13 protein-coding genes are annotated in these 16,802 nt (G+C 71.4%); 4 read left to right on the forward strand and 9 right to left on the reverse strand.

The features are described 5' to 3' along the window. The 5 genes from D7V93_RS17765 to D7V93_RS17785 all read right to left on the reverse strand — a co-directional run. Window positions 1-4,526, reverse strand: a 4,526-nt coding sequence (locus D7V93_RS17765; RefSeq protein ID WP_120644538.1) for a polyketide synthase, incomplete at its 3' end; no start/stop codon positions are given. 153 nt (window positions 4,527-4,679) lie between these two features. Continuing rightward, entirely contained in the window at window positions 4,680-5,558 is an 879-nt protein-coding gene (locus D7V93_RS17770; protein WP_120644539.1) for an alpha/beta hydrolase, read from the reverse strand. Continuing rightward, window positions 5,555-7,309 (reverse strand): DUF885 domain-containing protein, encoded by a 1,755-nt coding sequence (locus D7V93_RS17775; RefSeq protein WP_120644540.1) that lies wholly within the window; start codon window positions 7,307-7,309, stop codon window positions 5,555-5,557. The genes D7V93_RS17770 and D7V93_RS17775 overlap by 4 nt, the downstream gene beginning before the upstream one ends. Window positions 7,310-7,336: 27 nt before the next feature. Beyond that, window positions 7,337-7,924, reverse strand: coding sequence for an NYN domain-containing protein (locus D7V93_RS17780; protein WP_120644541.1), 588 nt, complete (start codon window positions 7,922-7,924; stop codon window positions 7,337-7,339). Window positions 7,925-7,966: 42 nt separating this feature from the next. After that, window positions 7,967-8,851: a LysR family transcriptional regulator gene (locus D7V93_RS17785; RefSeq protein ID WP_120644542.1), complete on the reverse strand. Its 885-nt coding sequence runs from the start codon at window positions 8,849-8,851 to the stop codon at window positions 7,967-7,969. Between the two features lie 106 nt (window positions 8,852-8,957). Here D7V93_RS17785 and D7V93_RS17790 point away from each other — a divergent pair, with 106 nt between their 5' ends. After that, window positions 8,958-9,884: an MBL fold metallo-hydrolase gene (locus tag D7V93_RS17790; RefSeq protein ID WP_120644543.1), complete on the forward strand. Its 927-nt coding sequence runs from the start codon at window positions 8,958-8,960 to the stop codon at window positions 9,882-9,884. Here the strand turns inward: D7V93_RS17790 and D7V93_RS17795 are convergent. Then, window positions 9,817-10,833 carry a GlxA family transcriptional regulator gene (locus D7V93_RS17795; protein WP_120644544.1) on the reverse strand — a complete coding sequence of 339 codons (1,017 nt, stop codon included), beginning with the start codon at window positions 10,831-10,833 and terminating at the stop codon, window positions 9,817-9,819. The genes D7V93_RS17790 and D7V93_RS17795 overlap by 68 nt on opposite strands. 156 nt (window positions 10,834-10,989) lie before the next feature. Between D7V93_RS17795 and D7V93_RS17800 the strand changes: the two genes are divergently transcribed. Further along, window positions 10,990-11,358 (forward strand): hypothetical protein, encoded by a 369-nt coding sequence (locus D7V93_RS17800; protein WP_120644545.1) that lies wholly within the window; start codon window positions 10,990-10,992, stop codon window positions 11,356-11,358. Then, the gene (locus D7V93_RS17805; RefSeq protein WP_120644546.1) at window positions 11,355-11,654 is read left to right on the forward strand and encodes a DUF3817 domain-containing protein; all 300 of its coding nucleotides are present in this window, start codon (window positions 11,355-11,357) and stop codon (window positions 11,652-11,654) included. The genes D7V93_RS17800 and D7V93_RS17805 overlap by 4 nt, the downstream gene beginning before the upstream one ends. A gap of 21 nt (window positions 11,655-11,675) precedes the next feature. On the opposite strand, the gene D7V93_RS17810 is transcribed toward D7V93_RS17805, so the two are convergent. Continuing rightward, window positions 11,676-12,614, reverse strand: a complete 939-nt coding sequence (locus D7V93_RS17810) for a LysR family transcriptional regulator (RefSeq protein WP_120644547.1) — start codon at window positions 12,612-12,614, stop codon at window positions 11,676-11,678. 94 nt (window positions 12,615-12,708) lie between these two features. Here D7V93_RS17810 and D7V93_RS17815 point away from each other — a divergent pair, with 94 nt between their 5' ends. Next, window positions 12,709-13,593 carry an NAD-dependent epimerase/dehydratase family protein gene (locus D7V93_RS17815; protein WP_120644548.1) on the forward strand — a complete coding sequence of 295 codons (885 nt, stop codon included), beginning with the start codon at window positions 12,709-12,711 and terminating at the stop codon, window positions 13,591-13,593. Between the two features lie 62 nt (window positions 13,594-13,655). On the opposite strand, the gene D7V93_RS17820 is transcribed toward D7V93_RS17815, so the two are convergent. Beyond that, window positions 13,656-15,191: a DUF1501 domain-containing protein gene (locus tag D7V93_RS17820; RefSeq protein WP_120644549.1), complete on the reverse strand. Its 1,536-nt coding sequence runs from the start codon at window positions 15,189-15,191 to the stop codon at window positions 13,656-13,658. 4 nt (window positions 15,192-15,195) lie between these two features. Next, window positions 15,196-16,802, reverse strand: a 1,607-nt coding sequence (locus D7V93_RS17825; RefSeq protein ID WP_120644550.1) for a DUF1800 domain-containing protein, incomplete at its 5' end; no start/stop codon positions are given.

Here is a 16,802-nt window from a genome sequence, read left to right on the forward strand (position 1 = left end):
GGCACGGAGGCCCGCTCAAGGTCGATCCAGTGGCGCTGCCGCTGGAAGGGATACGTGGGAAGGGTGACGCGCTGGCGCTGCTCGTCGGCGTGGAACGCGTTCCAGTCCAGGAGGACACCCCGGCGCCAGAGCTGGCCCACGGCATTCAGGAGGGCGCTCCAGTCGGCCGCGTCGCCGCTGGACTCACCCAGGGAGGTGAACACCTTCGCGCGCTGGTCGGCCGTGGCCTGCTGCCGCGCCAGCGTGGCGAGCGTCACGCGCGGGCCCACCTCCAACACCAGGTGGTCGCCCTTCTCCCAGAGCGTGCGCAGCGCGGGCGCGAAGCGGACCGTGTCGCGCAGGTGCCGCGCCCAGTAGTCGGGGGAGGTCGCCTCGGAGGGCTTGAGCCAGGTGCCCGTCGCCGTGGAGACGATGGGGATGCGCGGCTCCGACAGGCGGATGCCCTTCACCGTCTCCAGGAAGGGTGCCACCGCGGCGTCCATCATCGGCGAGTGGAACGCGTGCGACGTCTGGAGCAGCCGGCATGCGGCGCCTTCCGCCTCCAGCGTGGCCTGAAGTCGCGCCACGGCCTCCGTGGGCCCGGACACCACGCACAGGCGCGGCCCGTTGTCCGACGCGATGGCCAGCCCGTCCGTCAGCCGGGGCGCGAGCGCTTCGGCGGGCAGGCGCACCGACAGCATGCTGCCCGGGGCCTGCGCCTGCATGAGCAGGCCGCGCTTCGCCACCAGGTGCAGCGCGTCCTCCAGCGTGAAGACGCCCGCGAGGCACGCGGCGACGAACTCGCCCACGCTGTGGCCCACGAGCGCGCCCGGCCGCACGCCCCAGCTCCACCAGAGCTGCGCGAGCGCGTACTCGACGGTGAAGAGGGCCGCCTGCGCGAACGACGTCTGGCGCAGCGCCTCGGCGGCTTCGGGGGATTCGGGGTGCTTCGGGAAGAGCACCTCGCGCAGGTCGCGCCCGAGCAGCGGCTTGAGCACCTCCGCGCACGCATCCACCGTGGCGCGGAAGGCCGGCGCGTGGCGGTACAGCCCGTGCGCCATGTCCGGGTGCTGCGAGCCCTGGCCCGGGAAGAGGAACGCGACCGGCGGGGTGGACTCCAGCGCGGTGGCCTCCGGCTCGGCCGCCGTCAGCGCCTTCACGGCCTCGTCGGTGCTTCCCGCCACCACGGCCCGCCGGAACGGGAAGGCCCGCCGGCCGGTGGCCAGCGTGTGCGCCACGTCCGCGAGCGGCAGCTCCGGGTTCGCCTGGAGGTGCGCGGCCAGTTGCTTCGCCGCCTGCGTCAGCGCCGCGGGCGTCTTCGCCGACAGCAGCAGCACGTTGCGGGGCTTGGACGGACCGGAGCCGGGCCGCGCGGGGGCCTCCTCCACCACGACGTGCGCGTTGGTGCCGCCCACGCCGAAGGAGCTGACCCCGGCGCGAAGGGGCTCGGTGCTCGCCGGCCATGCGGTGCGCTTCGTCTGGACGAAGAAGGGGCTCCGCTCGAAGTCGATCTTCGGGTTGGGCGTCTGGAAGTGCAGCGTCGGCGGCAGCTCGCGGTGCTTCAGCGCGAGCACCGTCTTCAGGAGCCCCGCCACGCCCGCGGCGGCGGTGAGGTGGCCGAAGTTGCTCTTCACCGAACCGATGGCGCAGAAGCCCGTGTCCGCGGTGTGCGCGCGGAAGGCCTGCGACAGCGCCTCCACTTCAATCGGGTCGCCCAGCGGCGTCGCCGTGCCGTGCGCCTCCACGTAGCGGATGGTGCGCGGATCCACGCCCGCGTTCGCGTGCGCCGTCGCGATGACGGTGGCCTGGCCCTCCACGCCCGGCGCCGCGAAGCTCATCTTGGCCGCGCCGTCGTTGTTGACGGCCACGCCGCGCAGCACCGCGTGGATGACGTCGCCGTCCGCCTGCGCGTCCGACAGGCGCTTGAGCACCACCGCGCCCACGCCGTCGCTGAAGAGGGTGCCCGTGGCGCTCGCGTCGAAGGGCCGGCAGTGCCCGTCCTGGGAGAGCATGCCGCCCTCCTGGTACAGGTGGCCGGACTTCTGCGGCACCGTCACCGCCGCGCCGCCCGCCAGCGCCACGTCGCACTGGTGCGTCTGCAGCGCCCAGAACGCCTGCGCCACCGCCACGAGGGACGTGGAGCACGCGGTGTTGAGCGACAGGGCCGGGCCGCGCAGGTCCAGCTTGTGCGCGACGCGCGTGGCCACGTAGTCCTTCTCGTTGGCCACCATCGCCTGGAAGGCGCCCACCTTCTCCACGATGTCCTGCCGCGGCTGGACGTGCAGCGGCTGGTAGCTGTTGTTGTGCGTGCCCGCGAAGACGCCGATGAGGCCCGGGTACGTCTCCGGCACGCAGCCGGCGGACTCCAGCGCGGACCACGCCGTCTCCAGGAAGAGGCGCTGCTGCGGATCCATCACCTGCGCCTCCTTCGGCATGATGCCGAAGAAGCCCGCATCGAAGAGCTCCACGCCCTCCAGGATGCCGCGCGCGCGCACGTACTCGGGGGCTTCGCGCTCACCCGCGGCCACGGAAGGATCCACCTCCTCGCGCGTGAACGTCGTGACGGACTCCACCCCGCCCACGAGGTTCTTCCAGAACGTCTCCACGTCGGGCGCACCCGGGAAGCGGCCCGCCATGCCGATGATGGCCACCGGCTCCGCGCCGCCCGTCCCCCCCGCCGCCTGCTGGCGCTTCGCCTGCCGCGCCTGCACCTGGTCCTTCAGCGAGGGGCGGGACGCGTCCCCGGAGAGCACCGCCGCGAGCTGCGCCACCGTGGGCGACTGGAAGAGCTGGACGATGGGCAGCTCCAGCCCCTGCGCCTGCCTGAGACGCGCCACGCACTGGAGCGCGAGCAGCGAGTTGCCGCCCAGCTCGAAGAAGCTGTCGTGGATGCCCACCCGGTCGATGCGCAGGAGCTGCGCCCACGCGTCCGCGAGGGTCCGCTCCAGGGGTGAGCGGGGCGCGACGAAGGCCTGCTGCAGCTCCGGCCGCGTGGGCAGCGGGGCAGGCAGGGCGCGGCGGTCGATCTTCCCGCTGGGCGTGCGCGGCAGGGCCTCCAGCACGACGAACGCGGAGGGCACCATGTAGTCCGGCACCCGCGTCTGGAGGTGGCGCCGGAGCGCCCCGGCCGCGTGCTCCAGCGTGCCGTCCGGGACGATGTAGGCGACGAGCCGCTTGTCTCCGGGCACGTCCTCGCGCGCCACCACCGCGACCTGCTTCACCGCCGGGTGGCTGCCGAGCGCGACCTCAATCTCTCCCAGCTCGATGCGGTAGCCGCGCACCTTCACCTGGCCGTCGATGCGGCCCAGGAACTCCACGTTGCCGTCGGGCAGCACGCGCGCCAGGTCGCCCGTGCGGTACGCGCGCTCGCCGGTGCCGGGGCGCAGCGGGTGCGCCACGAAGCGCTCCGCCGTCAGCGCCTCGCGGTGCAGGTAGCCGCGCGCCAGGCACACACCCGCCAGGTACAGCTCACCGGACTCCCCGTGCGGCACGGGCTGCTTCTGCTCGTCCAGCACCAGCAGCTCGCAGCCGTCCAGGGCCTTTCCGATGGGCGGCAGCGCGGGCCATGCATCCGGGGCGCCTCGGAGCACGTAACTGGAGACGACATGCGTCTCCGACGGGCCATAGTGGTTGTGCAGCGCGCATCCCGGAAGCGCGGCGAAGAAGGCGCGCAGGTGGTGCGTCACCTGGAGCTGCTCGCCCGCGGTCACCACTTCGCGCAGGGACCTCGGCACCTTCTGGTGCGAGGTGGCGATCTCCGCCAGGTTCTGCAGCGCGATGAAGGGCAGGAACAGCCGCTCCACGCGCTCGTCGGCCAGAAGCTCCAACAGCAGCACGGCGTCCAGCCGCAGCGCGTCCCGCACCAGCACCAGCGTGCCGCCCGAGCACCAGGTGCCGAACAGCTCCTGGAACGACACGTCGAACGACAGCGGGGAGAACTGCAGCGTGCGCGTGCCCGGCCCCGCCACCGACTGGCCCAGCTGCCACGTGATGAGGTTTCCGAGCGGCCCGTGCCCCATCGCCACGCCCTTGGGCGTGCCCGTGGAGCCGGACGTGTAGATGGCGTACGCCAGCCCCTCCAGGCTCGATGCGTCCACCGATGAGGCCGGGGCCTCCGGGGCGAAGAGGGCGGGGGATTCATCCAGGCACAGCACCGGGCCCGCGAAGGGCGGCAGGCCCGCGCGCAGCTTCGCCTGGGTCAGCAGCACCGGCGCCCGGGCGTCCTCCAGCATGAAGGCCAGGCGCGGCGCGGGGTAGGCCGGATCCAACGGCAGGTATGCGCCCCCCGCCTTGAGCACGGCGAGCACCGCCACCACCATCTCCACCGAGCGCTCCAGGCACACGCCCACGAGCACGTCCGTGGTGACGCCCAGGCCGCGCAGGTGGTGGGCCAGCTGGTTCGAGCGGCGATCCAACGCCGCGTACGTCAGCCCCGCGCCTTCGAAGCGGACAGCCTCGGCTTCCGGCGTGCGCGCTGCCTGCTCCGCGAAGCGAGCCACCACTGTCTGCTTGACCGCTTCATCCACGGACATCACCCCCAGGGTCATCCGACCTTCCAATTCCGACCGCATGAACTCTAGAGGCGCGGATTGCCTGACCAATGCAGCCCGCAAGCATGCCACGTCTGTACAGGAATCAACGGTCCTGGGCAGATTCCTTGCAGGCAGGCGAGCACCAGGCTGCTGCCGCCCAGGGCTCTTTCAGAGAAAGCGCGAAAAGAAGGCCAGCACGCGACGGGGGTACTCCTCGGGAGCAGCTTGGGGGTAGTCCCCGTGGCCCGCGCCGGGCACCCGCCACTTCTCCCAGGGGCCCTCGCCCTGCCGCAGCAGGTCCTCCAGCGAGGCGTCCGGCACCCAGGGGTCCTCCGTGCCGGCGATCAGCAGGACGGGGCGGCGCGCCATCGCGGCCATGTCCTGGGCCGGGCGCACCGCGTTCACGTCCACGCCCGCGCGCCGCATCACTTCCAACGCTGGCCACAGGCCCAGGGGGCCCCAGTGCCCCAGCTCGTCCTGGAGTGCCTGCGCGGGCGCGACCGCCGCGGCCTCGACCACCACGGCCTTGAAGCGCGGGTCACCCGCCGCCGCCTTCAGGACCGAATAGCCCCCCAGCGAGAACCCGAGCGCCCCGAGGCGCCGGGCATCCACCTCCGGCTGACGGGCCGCGAAGTCCAGCGCCGCCACCACCTGGGTCGCCTCGCGGTCGCCATAGGTGGACACCGTCCCGGCGCTCTCGCCATGCGCGCCCAGGTCGAAGAGCACCAGCCCGTAGCCGGCCTGCGCGAGGAACCGGGCCTCGGGCAGCAACTGGGTGCGGTTGCCCGACAGGCCATGGACCAGGACGACGAGCGCCCCGTTCTTCGGCGGCAGGTACCAGCCCTTGAGCTGGAGCCCTGTCGCATCCGTGAACGCCACATCGCGCAGGCCCGCGAACACCGCGTCCTCCGGGGGGCGCTCCACCGGCCGGCGCGGCGGGTACACCTCCGACGCGATGTAGCGCGCGCTGCGCACCGCGACCCAGGCCGCCAGCGCCAGCAGGCCCAGTCCCCCCAGGAGCAGCCCGGTGACGAGCAGGCGCTTCATGCCTGGGCCCGGACTCCCGCCATCCAGGCGTCAAGCTTCGCCTCCAGCACGTCCAGCGGCAGCGAGCCCGTCAGCAGCACCTGGTCGTGGAACGCCTTCACGTCGAAGCGCGCGCCCAGCGTGGCTTCCGCCTTCGCGCGCAGGGCGGTGATGCGCAGCTGGCCGACCTTGTACGCCAGCGCCTGTCCGGGCCACGCGATGTAGCGGTCCACCTCGTTGGTGACGTCCAGCTCCTGGCGCGGGGCGTTCTCCATGAAGAAGTCCAGGGCCTGCCGCCGCGTCCAGCGCTTCGCGTGCAGGCCGGTGTCCACCACCAGCCGCACCGCGCGCCACATCTCGAAGGCGAGCTGGCCGAACTTGTCGTGCGGGTCGTCGTACAACCCCAGCTCGTCTCCCAGGGTCTCGCAGTACAGCGCCCAGCCCTCGTCGAAGGCCACGTAGGACGTGAAGCGGCGGAACTCCGGCAGCTGCGTCTGTTCAGAGGCAAGGGCCACCTGGAAGTGATGGCCCGGCACGGCCTCGTGCAGCGTCAGGGGCACCATCTCCCAGACGGGCCGCGTCTCCGGTCGGTAGAGGTTCACCTGGAAGGTGCCCGGGCGCGAGCCGTCCGCGGCGGCGGGGAAGTAGAAGCCCGTCGTCACGTCCGGGGCCATCGCCTCCGGGATGGGTTCGACGACGTAGGGCTTCTTCGGCATCGTCCGGAACAGCCGCTCCAGCAGCGGATCAATGCGCCTGGCCAGGGCCCGGTAGCGCGCGAGCAGCGCCTCGCCCGTGGGCTCGTAGAAGCGCGTCTCCGTGCGCAGCGCTTCGAAGAAGCCCTGCAGCGTGCCGGTGAAGCCCGTCCGGGCCATCACGCGCGACATCTCCGCGCGCAGCCGCTGGACCTCCTGCAGCCCCACCGCGTGGATCTCCTCCGGGGTCAGCCGCGTCGTCGTGTGCCGGCGCGCGAGCACCGTGTACAGCGCCTCGCCGTCCGGGAACTGCCACACGCCCACCGTCTCCGGGGCGGCGGGCAGGTACTCCGTCTTGAGGAACTCCAGCGCGCGCTGGAGCGCCGGCACCACGTGGTTCGTGATGGCGGCGCGGCCGGCTTCCGCCAGCCGTCGCGCGTCCGCGGCGGACACGTCCTTGGGGAAGCGGGTGAAGGGGCTGTAGAAGCCGCTCCGGGTGGGGTCCGTGACGAGCTGCCGCTCCAGCTGCGGCGGGATGCGCTGGAGCACGATGCGCGGGTGGATGCGGTGCTGGCGCAGGCCCTCGCGCATCAGCGCCACCACCTGATCCGCGTAGGTGCCGAACCCCTCCAGCCGCTTCACCCAGTCCTCGTAGTCCTGGACCGTCTCGAAGCGGAGCATGTCCGCGAGCTGGTACGCGGTCTGGAGTCCCGGCGGCTGCTTGAGCCCCTCCGGCAGGCCGCCCATCTGGTTGAGGGGCATGAGGTGGCTCTTCACCCCGTACTCCTCCAGCCACGTCTCGTGCATCCGCCGGAACAGGTCCAGGTGGAGCCGGTCCGCGTCGTCATCCAGGGCCGCGCGGTCCACCCGGGCGAGCTGGGCCAGCACGTCGTGGCTGTGCCGGTGGTCGGCCTCCAGCGCCGCGAGGCCCAGGTCGTCCCACCGGTCGTTCCAGCGCCGGTCCCCCAACAGCGAGGCATAGGTCGGGTACTGCTGGAGTGAGTACTGCCACTCCGCTTCCAGCAACGCGTGCAGCGCGGCGGAGGCGCCGCCGCGCGGGGTGGGGGACTCGACGGACATGGGTGGACTCCGGAAGGGGGACCGCGGTTACACGAACAGCGTCGGATCGAACTCGTCCACGTTGACCGGCAGGATGCGGGGCAGGGGACGCTGGAAGACGCGGGCGTTGAGCTCCAGGTCGACGATCTTCAGGCCCGACGGGACGAGCTCCCGGAAGCGCTGGCTCACGTACTCGCGCAGGCCCAGCACGGCCACCTGGCGCTTCTCCTCCAGGAGCGGCTTGAGCGCCTCCGCGAAGTCCGCGCCGTCGTGGCTCGCGAGGCCCACCGCCGCCCCCGGGCGCTGCGTGCGGATGTTCTCCAGCAGCTTGAGGATGCCCAGGTCCACGACCTTCTGGTCCGGACGGCCGTGCAGGAGCGCGACCTCGCAGCCCGCGGACTTCAGCGCGCGCACGAAGCCAATCATCGCGTCCGGCAGCTGCTCCCCGCGCGCGTTGAGCACCACCACGCAGCGCACCGGCTTGGGGAAGTAGGTCTCGCAGAAGGCGATGAGACGGTCGAACTGCACCCGGTCCCCGGGTTCGGGCTTGCGGCCCACGATGTTGGAGACGGCCCAGTCGACGTTCTCGGCGTCGATGAGCACGTAGGAGGCGGCGGCTGGACGAACGGAATTCATGGCGGAGACAATACGCGGGCCGCTGGCCGTTGGGGGGCTTCTTCAACCCACCCGGATCCGCTGGAACTCCTCCACCAACAATTCGGAAACACGCCGCACGCGGGGAATATCCAGCGCCGACCGCGCACAGACCAGGTGCGTCTGGCTCCGGGCGAAGGGCCCCAGGTCCAGCTCCAGCGGCACGAGGCGGGTCGCACGCTTGAAGCGGTGCGGCATGCGCGGCAGCACCATGGCGCCCAGCCCAGCCTCCGCCGCCGCGAGCAGCACCAGGTAGTTGTCCGCGGTGAATGACGGCGTGAAGCCGGGGATGAGCGACTCCAGCTGGGGGTTGGGGGGCACGGTGTCGAACGGGGGCGCCCAGGCGACCCAGGGGAGCTGCTGGAGCGTCACCTTCCGGGACAGCCGGGCCTTGAGCTCCCTGGAGACGAAGACGCCGTTGACGACGTCCAGTGTGTCCACGCGCTTGAGGTCGGGCGTCGTCGGAGGGCGGGCGCGCAGCGCGAGGTCCGCCTCGCCGCGTCCCAGGTCCAGGTACTGCACCTGGGACTGCACCTCCAGTCGCAGGCCCGGGTGCTTGCGGGCGACGAACGCGGCGAAGGGGGCCAGGAAGTCGGCGCTCAGGTAGGGCGTGGCCGTCACCCGCACGATGCCCCGGGGCGAGTTGTCCGTGGCCTCCGCCGCGCGGTGCAGCTCTCCGGCCCACTCCGCCATCTTCTTCGCGGGCACCACCCACCGCTCGCCGGCCGCCGTCAGCGCCGCGCCGTCCACGCTCCTTCGGAACAGCGCCGCGCCCACCGCGTACTCCAGCGCGGCCAGCCTGCGGCTCACCGTGGGCTGGCCGATGCGCAGCCGCCGCGCGGCCCCGCTGAAGCTGCCCGTCTCCGCGATGGCGAGGAACAGCCGGGCGTCGTCCCAGGAGATATCCATGAATGGATGGCATCATGCCGTCTTGGCGGCTTCCCATCCACTGACGCATCCCGCATGGTGCGGCCTGTTCCGAACGCCCGGGCCCGTCCCGGCAAGGAGTTCCGCCATGAAGTCCGTCCTGCTCGCGCTCTGCCTCACCGTGGTCGGCACCGGCTGCGCCACGACCTCCCACGACTTCCAGAAGTCCGCGCTCGGCGTGTCGAAGCCGGCGGCGGCGCTGCTCGCGGAGCTGGATGCGCCGGGGCCGGTGGAACTGGAGACCGTCGCCGCGTGCGACTGGACGGTGGATCGCAGCGGCCTCATCAACCTGGACCACCCCACGGCGAAGGCCGCGCACCTGGAGGACGGGGATGAGCCCGTGCAGGTCTTCTTCCACGCGCTGCGCCACCCGACGCAGGGGCTGTTCATCGTGGACACCGGCGTGGAGACGGCGCTGCGGGACGCGCCGGACCGCTCGGCGATGCGGGGCATCGTGGCGAGCGCGATGCACCTGGAGAAGATGAAGGTGCACCAGCCGCTGGGCGAGTGGCTGGCGCGCCAGCCCCAGGCGTTGAAGGGCGTCTTCCTCACGCACCTGCACCCGGACCACATCACGGGCATGGCGGACGTGCCGGCGGAGACCCCCGTCTTCACTGGCCCGGGTGAGGCGTCCAAGCGCGCCTTCGTGAACCTGCTGGTGCAGGGCGCCGTGGACCGCGCGCTGGAGGGCAAGCCGGCGCTGTCGGAGTGGAGCTTCACCGAGGACACGCAGGGCCTCTTCGACGGCGCGGTGGACGTGTTCGGGGACGGGTCGGTGTGGGCGCTCTGGGTGCCGGGGCACACGCCGGGCAGCACCGCGTACCTGGTGCGCTCGACGAAGGGGCCGGTGCTGCTGCTGGGGGATGCCAGCCACACGCGCTGGGGCTGGGAGCACGACGTGGAGCCGGGCACCTTCACGCAGGACGGGCCGCGCAGCGTGGTGAGCTTCAAGAAGCTGCGCGCGTTCGTCGCGGCGCATCCCGCGGTGCAGGTGCGCTTCGGCCACCAGCACTGAGCTTCAAGGCGGAGCCCCGGAACGCGCGGCGGTAGGCGAGGGGGCTGGTGGCGACGAAGCGTTGGAAGTGTTCGCGGAATGCGGTCGCGGATCCGAAGCCCACCTTCGCGGCGACCGACTCCACGGACTGGCCCGTGGTCTCCAGCAGGTGCTGGGCACGGCGCACACGGGCGCGGAGCAGCCACTGGAGGGGCGTGGTGCCCGTCTGTTCCCGGAAGCGGCGGCTCAAGGTGCGCTCGCTCATCGCCGCGCGCCGTGCGAGGGATGGGAGCGTGAGGGGCTTGTGGAGGTGGTCCTCCATCCACCGCAGCACGGGCTCCAGCGAGCCCCCCTCCGGCGAAGGTGGCACGTGCGTGATGAACTGGGATTGGCCGCCGTCGCGCTCCAGCGGCATGACGGCCATCCGGGCCGCGTCGGCCGCCACCGCGGAGCCATGGTCGCGCCGCACCAGGTGGAGGCAGAGGTCGAGCCCCGCCGCGGCGCCCGCTGACGTCAGGAACTGCCCGTTGTCGACATAGAGGACGTTGGGATCCACCTGGATGGCGGGATGGCGACGGGCCAGCTCCTCCGCGGCCAGCCAGTGGGTCGTCGCGCGCAGGCCGTCGAGCAGTCCCGTGGAGGCCAGGAGGAACGCGCCGGAGCAGATGGACGCGATGCGCGCGCCCCGGGCCGCCGCCGCGCGGACCGCGCTCACGAGCCGTGGCGGGATGGGGACGGAGAGGTCCGTGATGCCGGGCAGCACGATGGTGTCCGCCCGCGCCAGCTCCCGCAGGCCATGGCGGGTCTTGAGCTGGAAGGAGCCCGCCTGGACCTCGGGTGTCACGCCGCAGACCCGGACCTGATAGCCGGCGGCGCCTCCGGGCAGCCGGACCCGGTCGAAGACCTCGCACGGGATCGAGAGGTCGAAGGGAACGACTCCATCCAGCGCGACGATGGCGACGACATGCATGGCGGGAAGATGCCAGCCCGCCGGGTTTCCGCCAAGGGAGCTGCCGTGGCGGGAAGTCGTTGAAGATTGGCGTTTCCGCCACTCACGTCCCTGGGAGGGCCCATGCCATACGGGCCTGCATGGCGATGGGCGCCATCCGGTTCCGGAAGGTGGCTGGTGCTGCTCTACCGCTTCCTGCTGCTGTTCAAGTTCATTGGCGTGGTGCTCTACGGGGGCGGGCTCATCGGGGCGCTGGTGGCCACGAGCTCCGTGGACCGCAAGCGCGCGGTGCACCTCATCGCGTCGCCGGGGCTGGTGGTGACGTGGACGGCCGGCTACTTCCTCACGCTCCAGCTCAACGTCGCGCTGACGGAGCCATGGATCCTGGGAGGGCTGTCCCTGTCGCTGATGTCGCAGCTCGCGCTCGTCGCCATGGCCACGCGTGAGCGACGCACGGGGGTGGGGGCGTTTCTGGCCGCCGTGCCCTTCTTCCTGGTGTTGGTGCTGATGATCTTCCGGCCGCGCTGGCCCGGGGTGGACACATGAACGCGCTGCGACAGCTCCGGCTCATCGCCTTCCTGGAGGGGATGTCCTTCCTGGGGCTGCTCTTCATCGCGATGCCGGTGAAGTACCTGCTCGGTCAGCCCCTGGCGGTGCGCATCGCGGGCAGCGTCCACGGGCTGCTGTTCCTGCTCTTCGTGTCATCGCTGTTCCGCGCCGCCGCGGAGCACGAATGGCCGGCGCGTCGCTCACTGGCGGCGTTCGGAGCCTCGCTGGTGCCCTTCGGGACATTCGTGCTGGACCGGGCGCTCAAGCGTGAACAGGAAGAGACGCGGGGCTGAGCGCTCCCAGGTTCACACGGATCACGACCTCGCGCCCTTCCGTGAACGCCCGCGTGTCGGCGTGGGGGCCGTGGCCGTCGTGTCCTCGAAGGCGCTGGAGACGAAGTCGACGAAGACGCGGACCCGGGGCGACAGGTGTCGGCGCTCCGGATAGACGACGTACAGGTCGGGCCCGGGCGTGTGCACGGCGGTGAGCAGGGACTGAAGCTGCCCTGACGCCAGGGCCTGCGCGGCGACGAACTCCGGGATGCGTGCGATGCCCACTCCTTCTAACGCCATCGCCAGCAGGGCTTCGTTGTTGTCGGACGCGAAGGGGCCGGGCACCTCCACCGGTGTTCCGTCCAGCCTCCACGGGACGCGCTGCCCGTCGCGCAGGTAGGCCAGACATGCGTGGCGCTGGAGGTCCTCCACCTTGCGCGGCGTGCCGTGCCGGCGCAGGTACGCGGGCGCGGCGCAGATGACCGCTCGCGTACTGCCCAGACGTCGGCGGATCAGCCGCGCATCCGCGCTCTCTCCCATCCGCAGCCCCACGTCCATCCGCTCCTCCACCAGGTCGATGAAGCGGTCGGTGAGCCCCAGCTCACACCGCACCTGCGGGTACGCGGCCAGGAACGCCGGCAGACGGGGCACCAGCCAGTAGCGGCCCAGGTCCATGGGCGCGGTGATGCGCAGGGGGCCCCGGGGACCTTTGGACTCGCGCAGCTCTCCCTGCGCCGCTTCCAGCTCCGCCACGATGCGCTGGCCCCGCTCGAAGAGGGACAGCCCCTCCGGGGTCGGCTGGAGCGTCCGGGTACCGCGCTGGAGGAGCAACACCCCCAGGCGGCCCTCCAGGCGGGCCACCGTCTTGCTGACCGCGGACGGCGACACCCCGAGCGCTCTTGCCGCCGCGCTGAAGCTGCCGGTCTCGAGCGTGCGCACGAAGGCGCCCAGCCCGGCGAGGGGCTCCTGGAGGAGGGTCATTCGCGAACTCTAGGAACAGGACATGTGCCCGACAAGCCACTACCCGTCCACCTGGGAACACCGCAGCTTGTGAAGACTCTCGGAGGAGCAGGCCATGAAAGTCTTTGTGCTGGGCGCGACGGGCTACATCGGTGGGTCGGTGGCGGTGCGATTGATGGCGGCGGGTCACCAGGTGGTGGGCACCGCCCGGACGCAGGAGAAGGCGCGTGAGCTGGAGGCGCGGGGCATCACGGCGACGGTCGCCTCGTTCGATGACGAGGCCGTGCTGACGCGGCTGGCGAAGGAAGCGGACGCCGTCATCAACGCGGCGTCGGCGGACGCGCGCAGGACCGTGGAGGTGTTGCTCGCCGCGCTCAAGGGCTCGGGCAAGCACTTCCTCCACACCAGCGGCTCCAGCATCGTCGCCACCGACACCGGCGGCACGCTGACGACGCCCGTGCATGACGAGGACTCGCCCATCGACCCCGTCCCGGAGAAGGTGGCCCGCATCGCGCTGGACCGGCTTGTCCTGGATGCCGCGAAGGAGGGCATCCACACCCACGTCATCTGCCCGTGCCTCATCTACGGCCAGGGCCTGGGCCTCAACCCGGACAGCGTCCAGTTGCCTCCGCTCATCCAGTACGCACGCGAGACGGGGACCGCCCGCTACATCGGCAAGGGGGAGAACGTCTGGTCCAACGTGCACATCGAGGACCTGGTGGACCTCTACCTGCTGGTGCTGGAGCGCGCGCCGGCCGGCACCTTCTTCTTCGCGGAGAACGGCGAGGCGAACTTCCGCGACGTGGTGACCGCGATTGGCAAGCGCTTCAACCTGCCCACCGGCAGCATGCCGGTGTCGGAGGCCGAAGCGCGCTGGGGCGTGGAGCTGGGACGCCTGGCGCTTGCGTCCAACAGCCGCATCCGCGCGAAGCGGGCCCGGGCGCTGGGCTGGAAGCCGCACCGGCCTTCGGTGTTCGACGTCATCGCGGGAATGAAGTAGCGCGACGGGGAAGACAGCGGGAAGGCCGCGAGCCGCACGGCCTTCCCACCCTCAGGGTTTGCTCAGTCCGGCAGCATGAAGCCCAGCTTGTAGCGCTGCGCGAGCGCCGGGAAGCCGCGAGTGATGGCGTCCTGGACGTAGCCCGGCAGGTTGGGGAACACGTAGTCCCGCTCGGCGTTGGTGTTGAGCCCCAGCCACGAGGCCAGCGTGAAGCCGTACTGCTCCACCGTCAGCGTGGGGATCCAGCGGCCCTTGTCGTCCGTGGAGCCGTCGAGCGTGCCGGTGAGGTCCAGGCTCGGGAAGGTGCCGTAGAGCTTCTTGCCCGCGACGCGGTTGCCCATCACCAGCGCGTGTCCGCCCCAGGCGTGGTCCGTCCCCCGGTCGGAGTTCTCCAGCAGCGTGCGGCTGAAGTCGCTCATCGTGAAGAGCGTGGACTGGGGCGCGTTCGCGCCGAAGGCCGGGTCCAGCTCCAGCAGGTTCATGGTCTGCTGGAACGCATCCAGCCCGTAATCGAGCTGCGCGAGCAGCTCCGGCTGATCCACGTCCTGGTTCTGGTGCGTGTCGAACGAGCCGAAGCCCACGGAGAACACCTGCCGCTTGAGGCCCAGACCGCCGCTGGCGGCCGGAATGGCCCCCGCCACCAGGTCGCGCACCACCTGGTAGAGCTGGAGGTGCAGCGACCAGCGGTCCTTGCCCACGGGCGTCGCGAAGAGCGCGTCGATGGTCGCGCGGGTCCCGGCGGCGATCCGGTTCCACGCGGCGTCGCGCGCGTCGGCGCGGGCTTGGGCGAACGTCTGGGCCGTGCCGAAGACACCCCCGTAGGACGCTTCCAGCGCCACGCCGTCCTGGATGCCCATCACGTCCTGGAGCGCCTGCTCCTGGAGCAGATCGAAGGCCGAGGCCGGCGTGGCGGTGGTGCGGAACGCGAGCGTGCCGTCCGCCGCGACCATCAGCGGCTTGCGCGTGCCGCCCACCGAGAAGCGCGGCTTGCCGCCGAAGGACGTCACCTCCGGGTAGTCCGGCGGCGTGCTGGTGTTGAGCACGTGGAGCTTGTCCGCAGTGCGCCCGCCCCAGCCCGTCACCTTCAAGTCACTGGTGATGGCGCTGGTGGTGGGGTTCGCCAGCGCGCTCGCCCAGGCGTCCTGCTGATCGCTGTGGGAGAAGAGGTTCTCCGGCACGGACGCATTCGCCGTGTAGTCCGCCTTGGTGAGCGGCAGCACCATCGGGCCCACGTTGCACACGAAGGCGGCGCGGCCCTGCTCGAAGTGGTCACGCACCTTCGTCAGCGACGGGTGCAGACCGTAGGCACCGGCGGCGAGCCCCGTCGGGTTGATGGTGAGCAACTGGTCCAGCGTGAGGCCCAGGTTGGGCCGGGCGTCCAGGTACTGCGAATAGGGGTTGCCCAGGCGCGGGACGAGGACGTTGTTGCTGTCGCTGCCGCCCAGCAGGAAGACACAGACGGCGACACGGGAGCCGGAGTAGCCGCTCAGCGTGGCCGCGTTCGCGCTGCCCATCCAGCGGGGGAGGGAGGCGGCGGCGGCGAGGAAGCCCAGGCTGCCGGTGGCGCCTCGGAGGAACTGGCGTCGGGTGGTGGTCATGGGATTACCGCTGCACCTGGAAGGAGGGAGAGAGCGAGGTGAGGTAGAGGGCCAGCTTCTTCTTGCGCAGCACCGCCCCCGCGTCCGGATCCGCGAGCGCGCTCAGCAGGCGCTGCTCGAGCGCCGGCGCCATCGTGCCGTGCAGCCAGTAGCGGCCCAGCGAGGCGACGAGCGCCGCGTCGTCGGACGGCAGCAGGTTGTAGTCCACCGTGATGCCCGCGTTGACCGCGAGGGACGAAAAGAGGAACTCGTGGACGAAGTTGGCGCGCGCGGTGACGGTCGCCGTGTCGAGGATGGCGAACTCGGGGCCGAGCAGGCCGTCCGTATCGGGCGCGGGCGCGTTGGGCGGGTAGTAGCTGAAGACGGATGGAGCGCGGGGCACCCACTGGCCCATGCTCTTGCTCCAGGTGCTGAGCCGCAGGCCCGGATCCTTGGAGAGGTCCAGCGTGGGCTCCAACCAGCGGACCACGTTGGTGATGAACAGCGCCGGCGAGCGCAGGTGGCCGAAGCCGGGCCGCAGGGCCAGGGGCGGCTGGGCGCCGCGCGCCTCGTCGTCCTCGAGGATGGCGCGCACCACGGACATCAGGTTGCCGCGTTCGCCGTTCGCGTCCAGCTTGAAGACCGTCGCCACCCGCTTCACGTAGGCCGGCGTCGGGTTGCTGGTGACGAGGTGCTGGATGAGCTGCTTGCTGATGAAGGGCGGGACGTTGGGGTCGTTGAAGACGTTGTCCAGCGCCTGCTGCAGGTGGGCTGCCGCGGTCCCGCCCTCGGTGGTGGAGACGCCGCGCAGCAGCTGCTGCGAGCGCTCGTCGTGGTTCGCGTTGCACGGCATCATCGGCTGCGTGTAGTCGGGCGTGGCGATGGTGCCGCCCTTCGCAGGACACGCGGCGGCCTTCCACGTCCATCCGGACAGCGCGCTCGCGAAGGCCTGCACCTGCTCCTCCGTGTACGCGAGCTTCGTCTTGCCCGTGACCGTGTCCACCTGGACGGTGCCGTCCAGGTTCAGCTTCGGGATGCCGAGCGTGAAGAGCTGGAGCATCTCCCGGGCGTAGTTCTCGTTCGGGTCGATGCGGGTGCCGGCCCCGTTGAAGGCGCGGTTGTTGACCATGTCCAGATAGCGGCCCATGGCGGGGCTCTTCGTCACGGCCTCCAGCAGGGTGCGGAAGTTGCCGAACGCGTGCGTCGACAGCAGGTTCAAGTGCCCCGCCACCGCCGTCTTGGGATCCGAGTACGCGGTCCGGCTCGACTCCGGGATGCCCAGCTGCGAGACGACGAAGATCTGGCTGAGCGCGAACGCCACGCGCAGCCGCAGCTGATCCTCCCCGGCGACGGCGCGCAGGAAGAACTGCGAGCCCACGTCCGGAGCGGCGTCGGCGCCGTTGAACGGCGCGGCGGGCTGGAGGCTGAACTGCTCCGTGAGCGACTGGGGGATGCCCACCGCCATCACGTGCTCCACCGTGCCGACCGGCGACGGGCTCGTGTTGCGCGCCAGGCGGTTGAGCACCAGGGGGGCGACGACGTTGACCTCCAGCACGCGGCGCAGGTGGTCCGCGTCCATGCTGAGCGCGTCGTCATGCTCGTAGAGCGCGGCGTTGTGCACCACGCAGAGCC

Source organism: Corallococcus llansteffanensis, assembly GCF_003612055.1.
GTDB classification, from domain to species: Bacteria; Myxococcota; Myxococcia; order Myxococcales; family Myxococcaceae; genus Corallococcus; species Corallococcus llansteffanensis.

Excerpts from the sequence above, each read along its gene's own strand:
- D7V93_RS17820 (WP_120644549.1), bottom strand. The coding sequence starts at position 15,191 with ATGACCACCACCCGACGCCAGTTCCTCCGAGGCGCCACCGGCAGCCTG.
- D7V93_RS17810 (WP_120644547.1), bottom strand. The coding sequence starts at position 12,614 with ATGACCCTCCTCCAGGAGCCCCTCGCCGGGCTGGGCGCCTTCGTGCGC.
- D7V93_RS17775 (WP_120644540.1), bottom strand. The coding sequence starts at position 7,309 with ATGTCCGTCGAGTCCCCCACCCCGCGCGGCGGCGCCTCCGCCGCGCTG.
- D7V93_RS17795 (WP_120644544.1), bottom strand. The coding sequence starts at position 10,833 with ATGCATGTCGTCGCCATCGTCGCGCTGGATGGAGTCGTTCCCTTCGAC.
- D7V93_RS17815 (WP_120644548.1), top strand. The coding sequence starts at position 12,709 with ATGAAAGTCTTTGTGCTGGGCGCGACGGGCTACATCGGTGGGTCGGTG.
- D7V93_RS17780 (WP_120644541.1), bottom strand. The coding sequence starts at position 7,924 with ATGAATTCCGTTCGTCCAGCCGCCGCCTCCTACGTGCTCATCGACGCC.
- D7V93_RS17805 (WP_120644546.1), top strand. The coding sequence starts at position 11,355 with ATGAACGCGCTGCGACAGCTCCGGCTCATCGCCTTCCTGGAGGGGATG.
- D7V93_RS17770 (WP_120644539.1), bottom strand. The coding sequence starts at position 5,558 with ATGAAGCGCCTGCTCGTCACCGGGCTGCTCCTGGGGGGACTGGGCCTG.
- D7V93_RS17790 (WP_120644543.1), top strand. The coding sequence starts at position 8,958 with ATGAAGTCCGTCCTGCTCGCGCTCTGCCTCACCGTGGTCGGCACCGGC.
- D7V93_RS17785 (WP_120644542.1), bottom strand. The coding sequence starts at position 8,851 with ATGGATATCTCCTGGGACGACGCCCGGCTGTTCCTCGCCATCGCGGAG.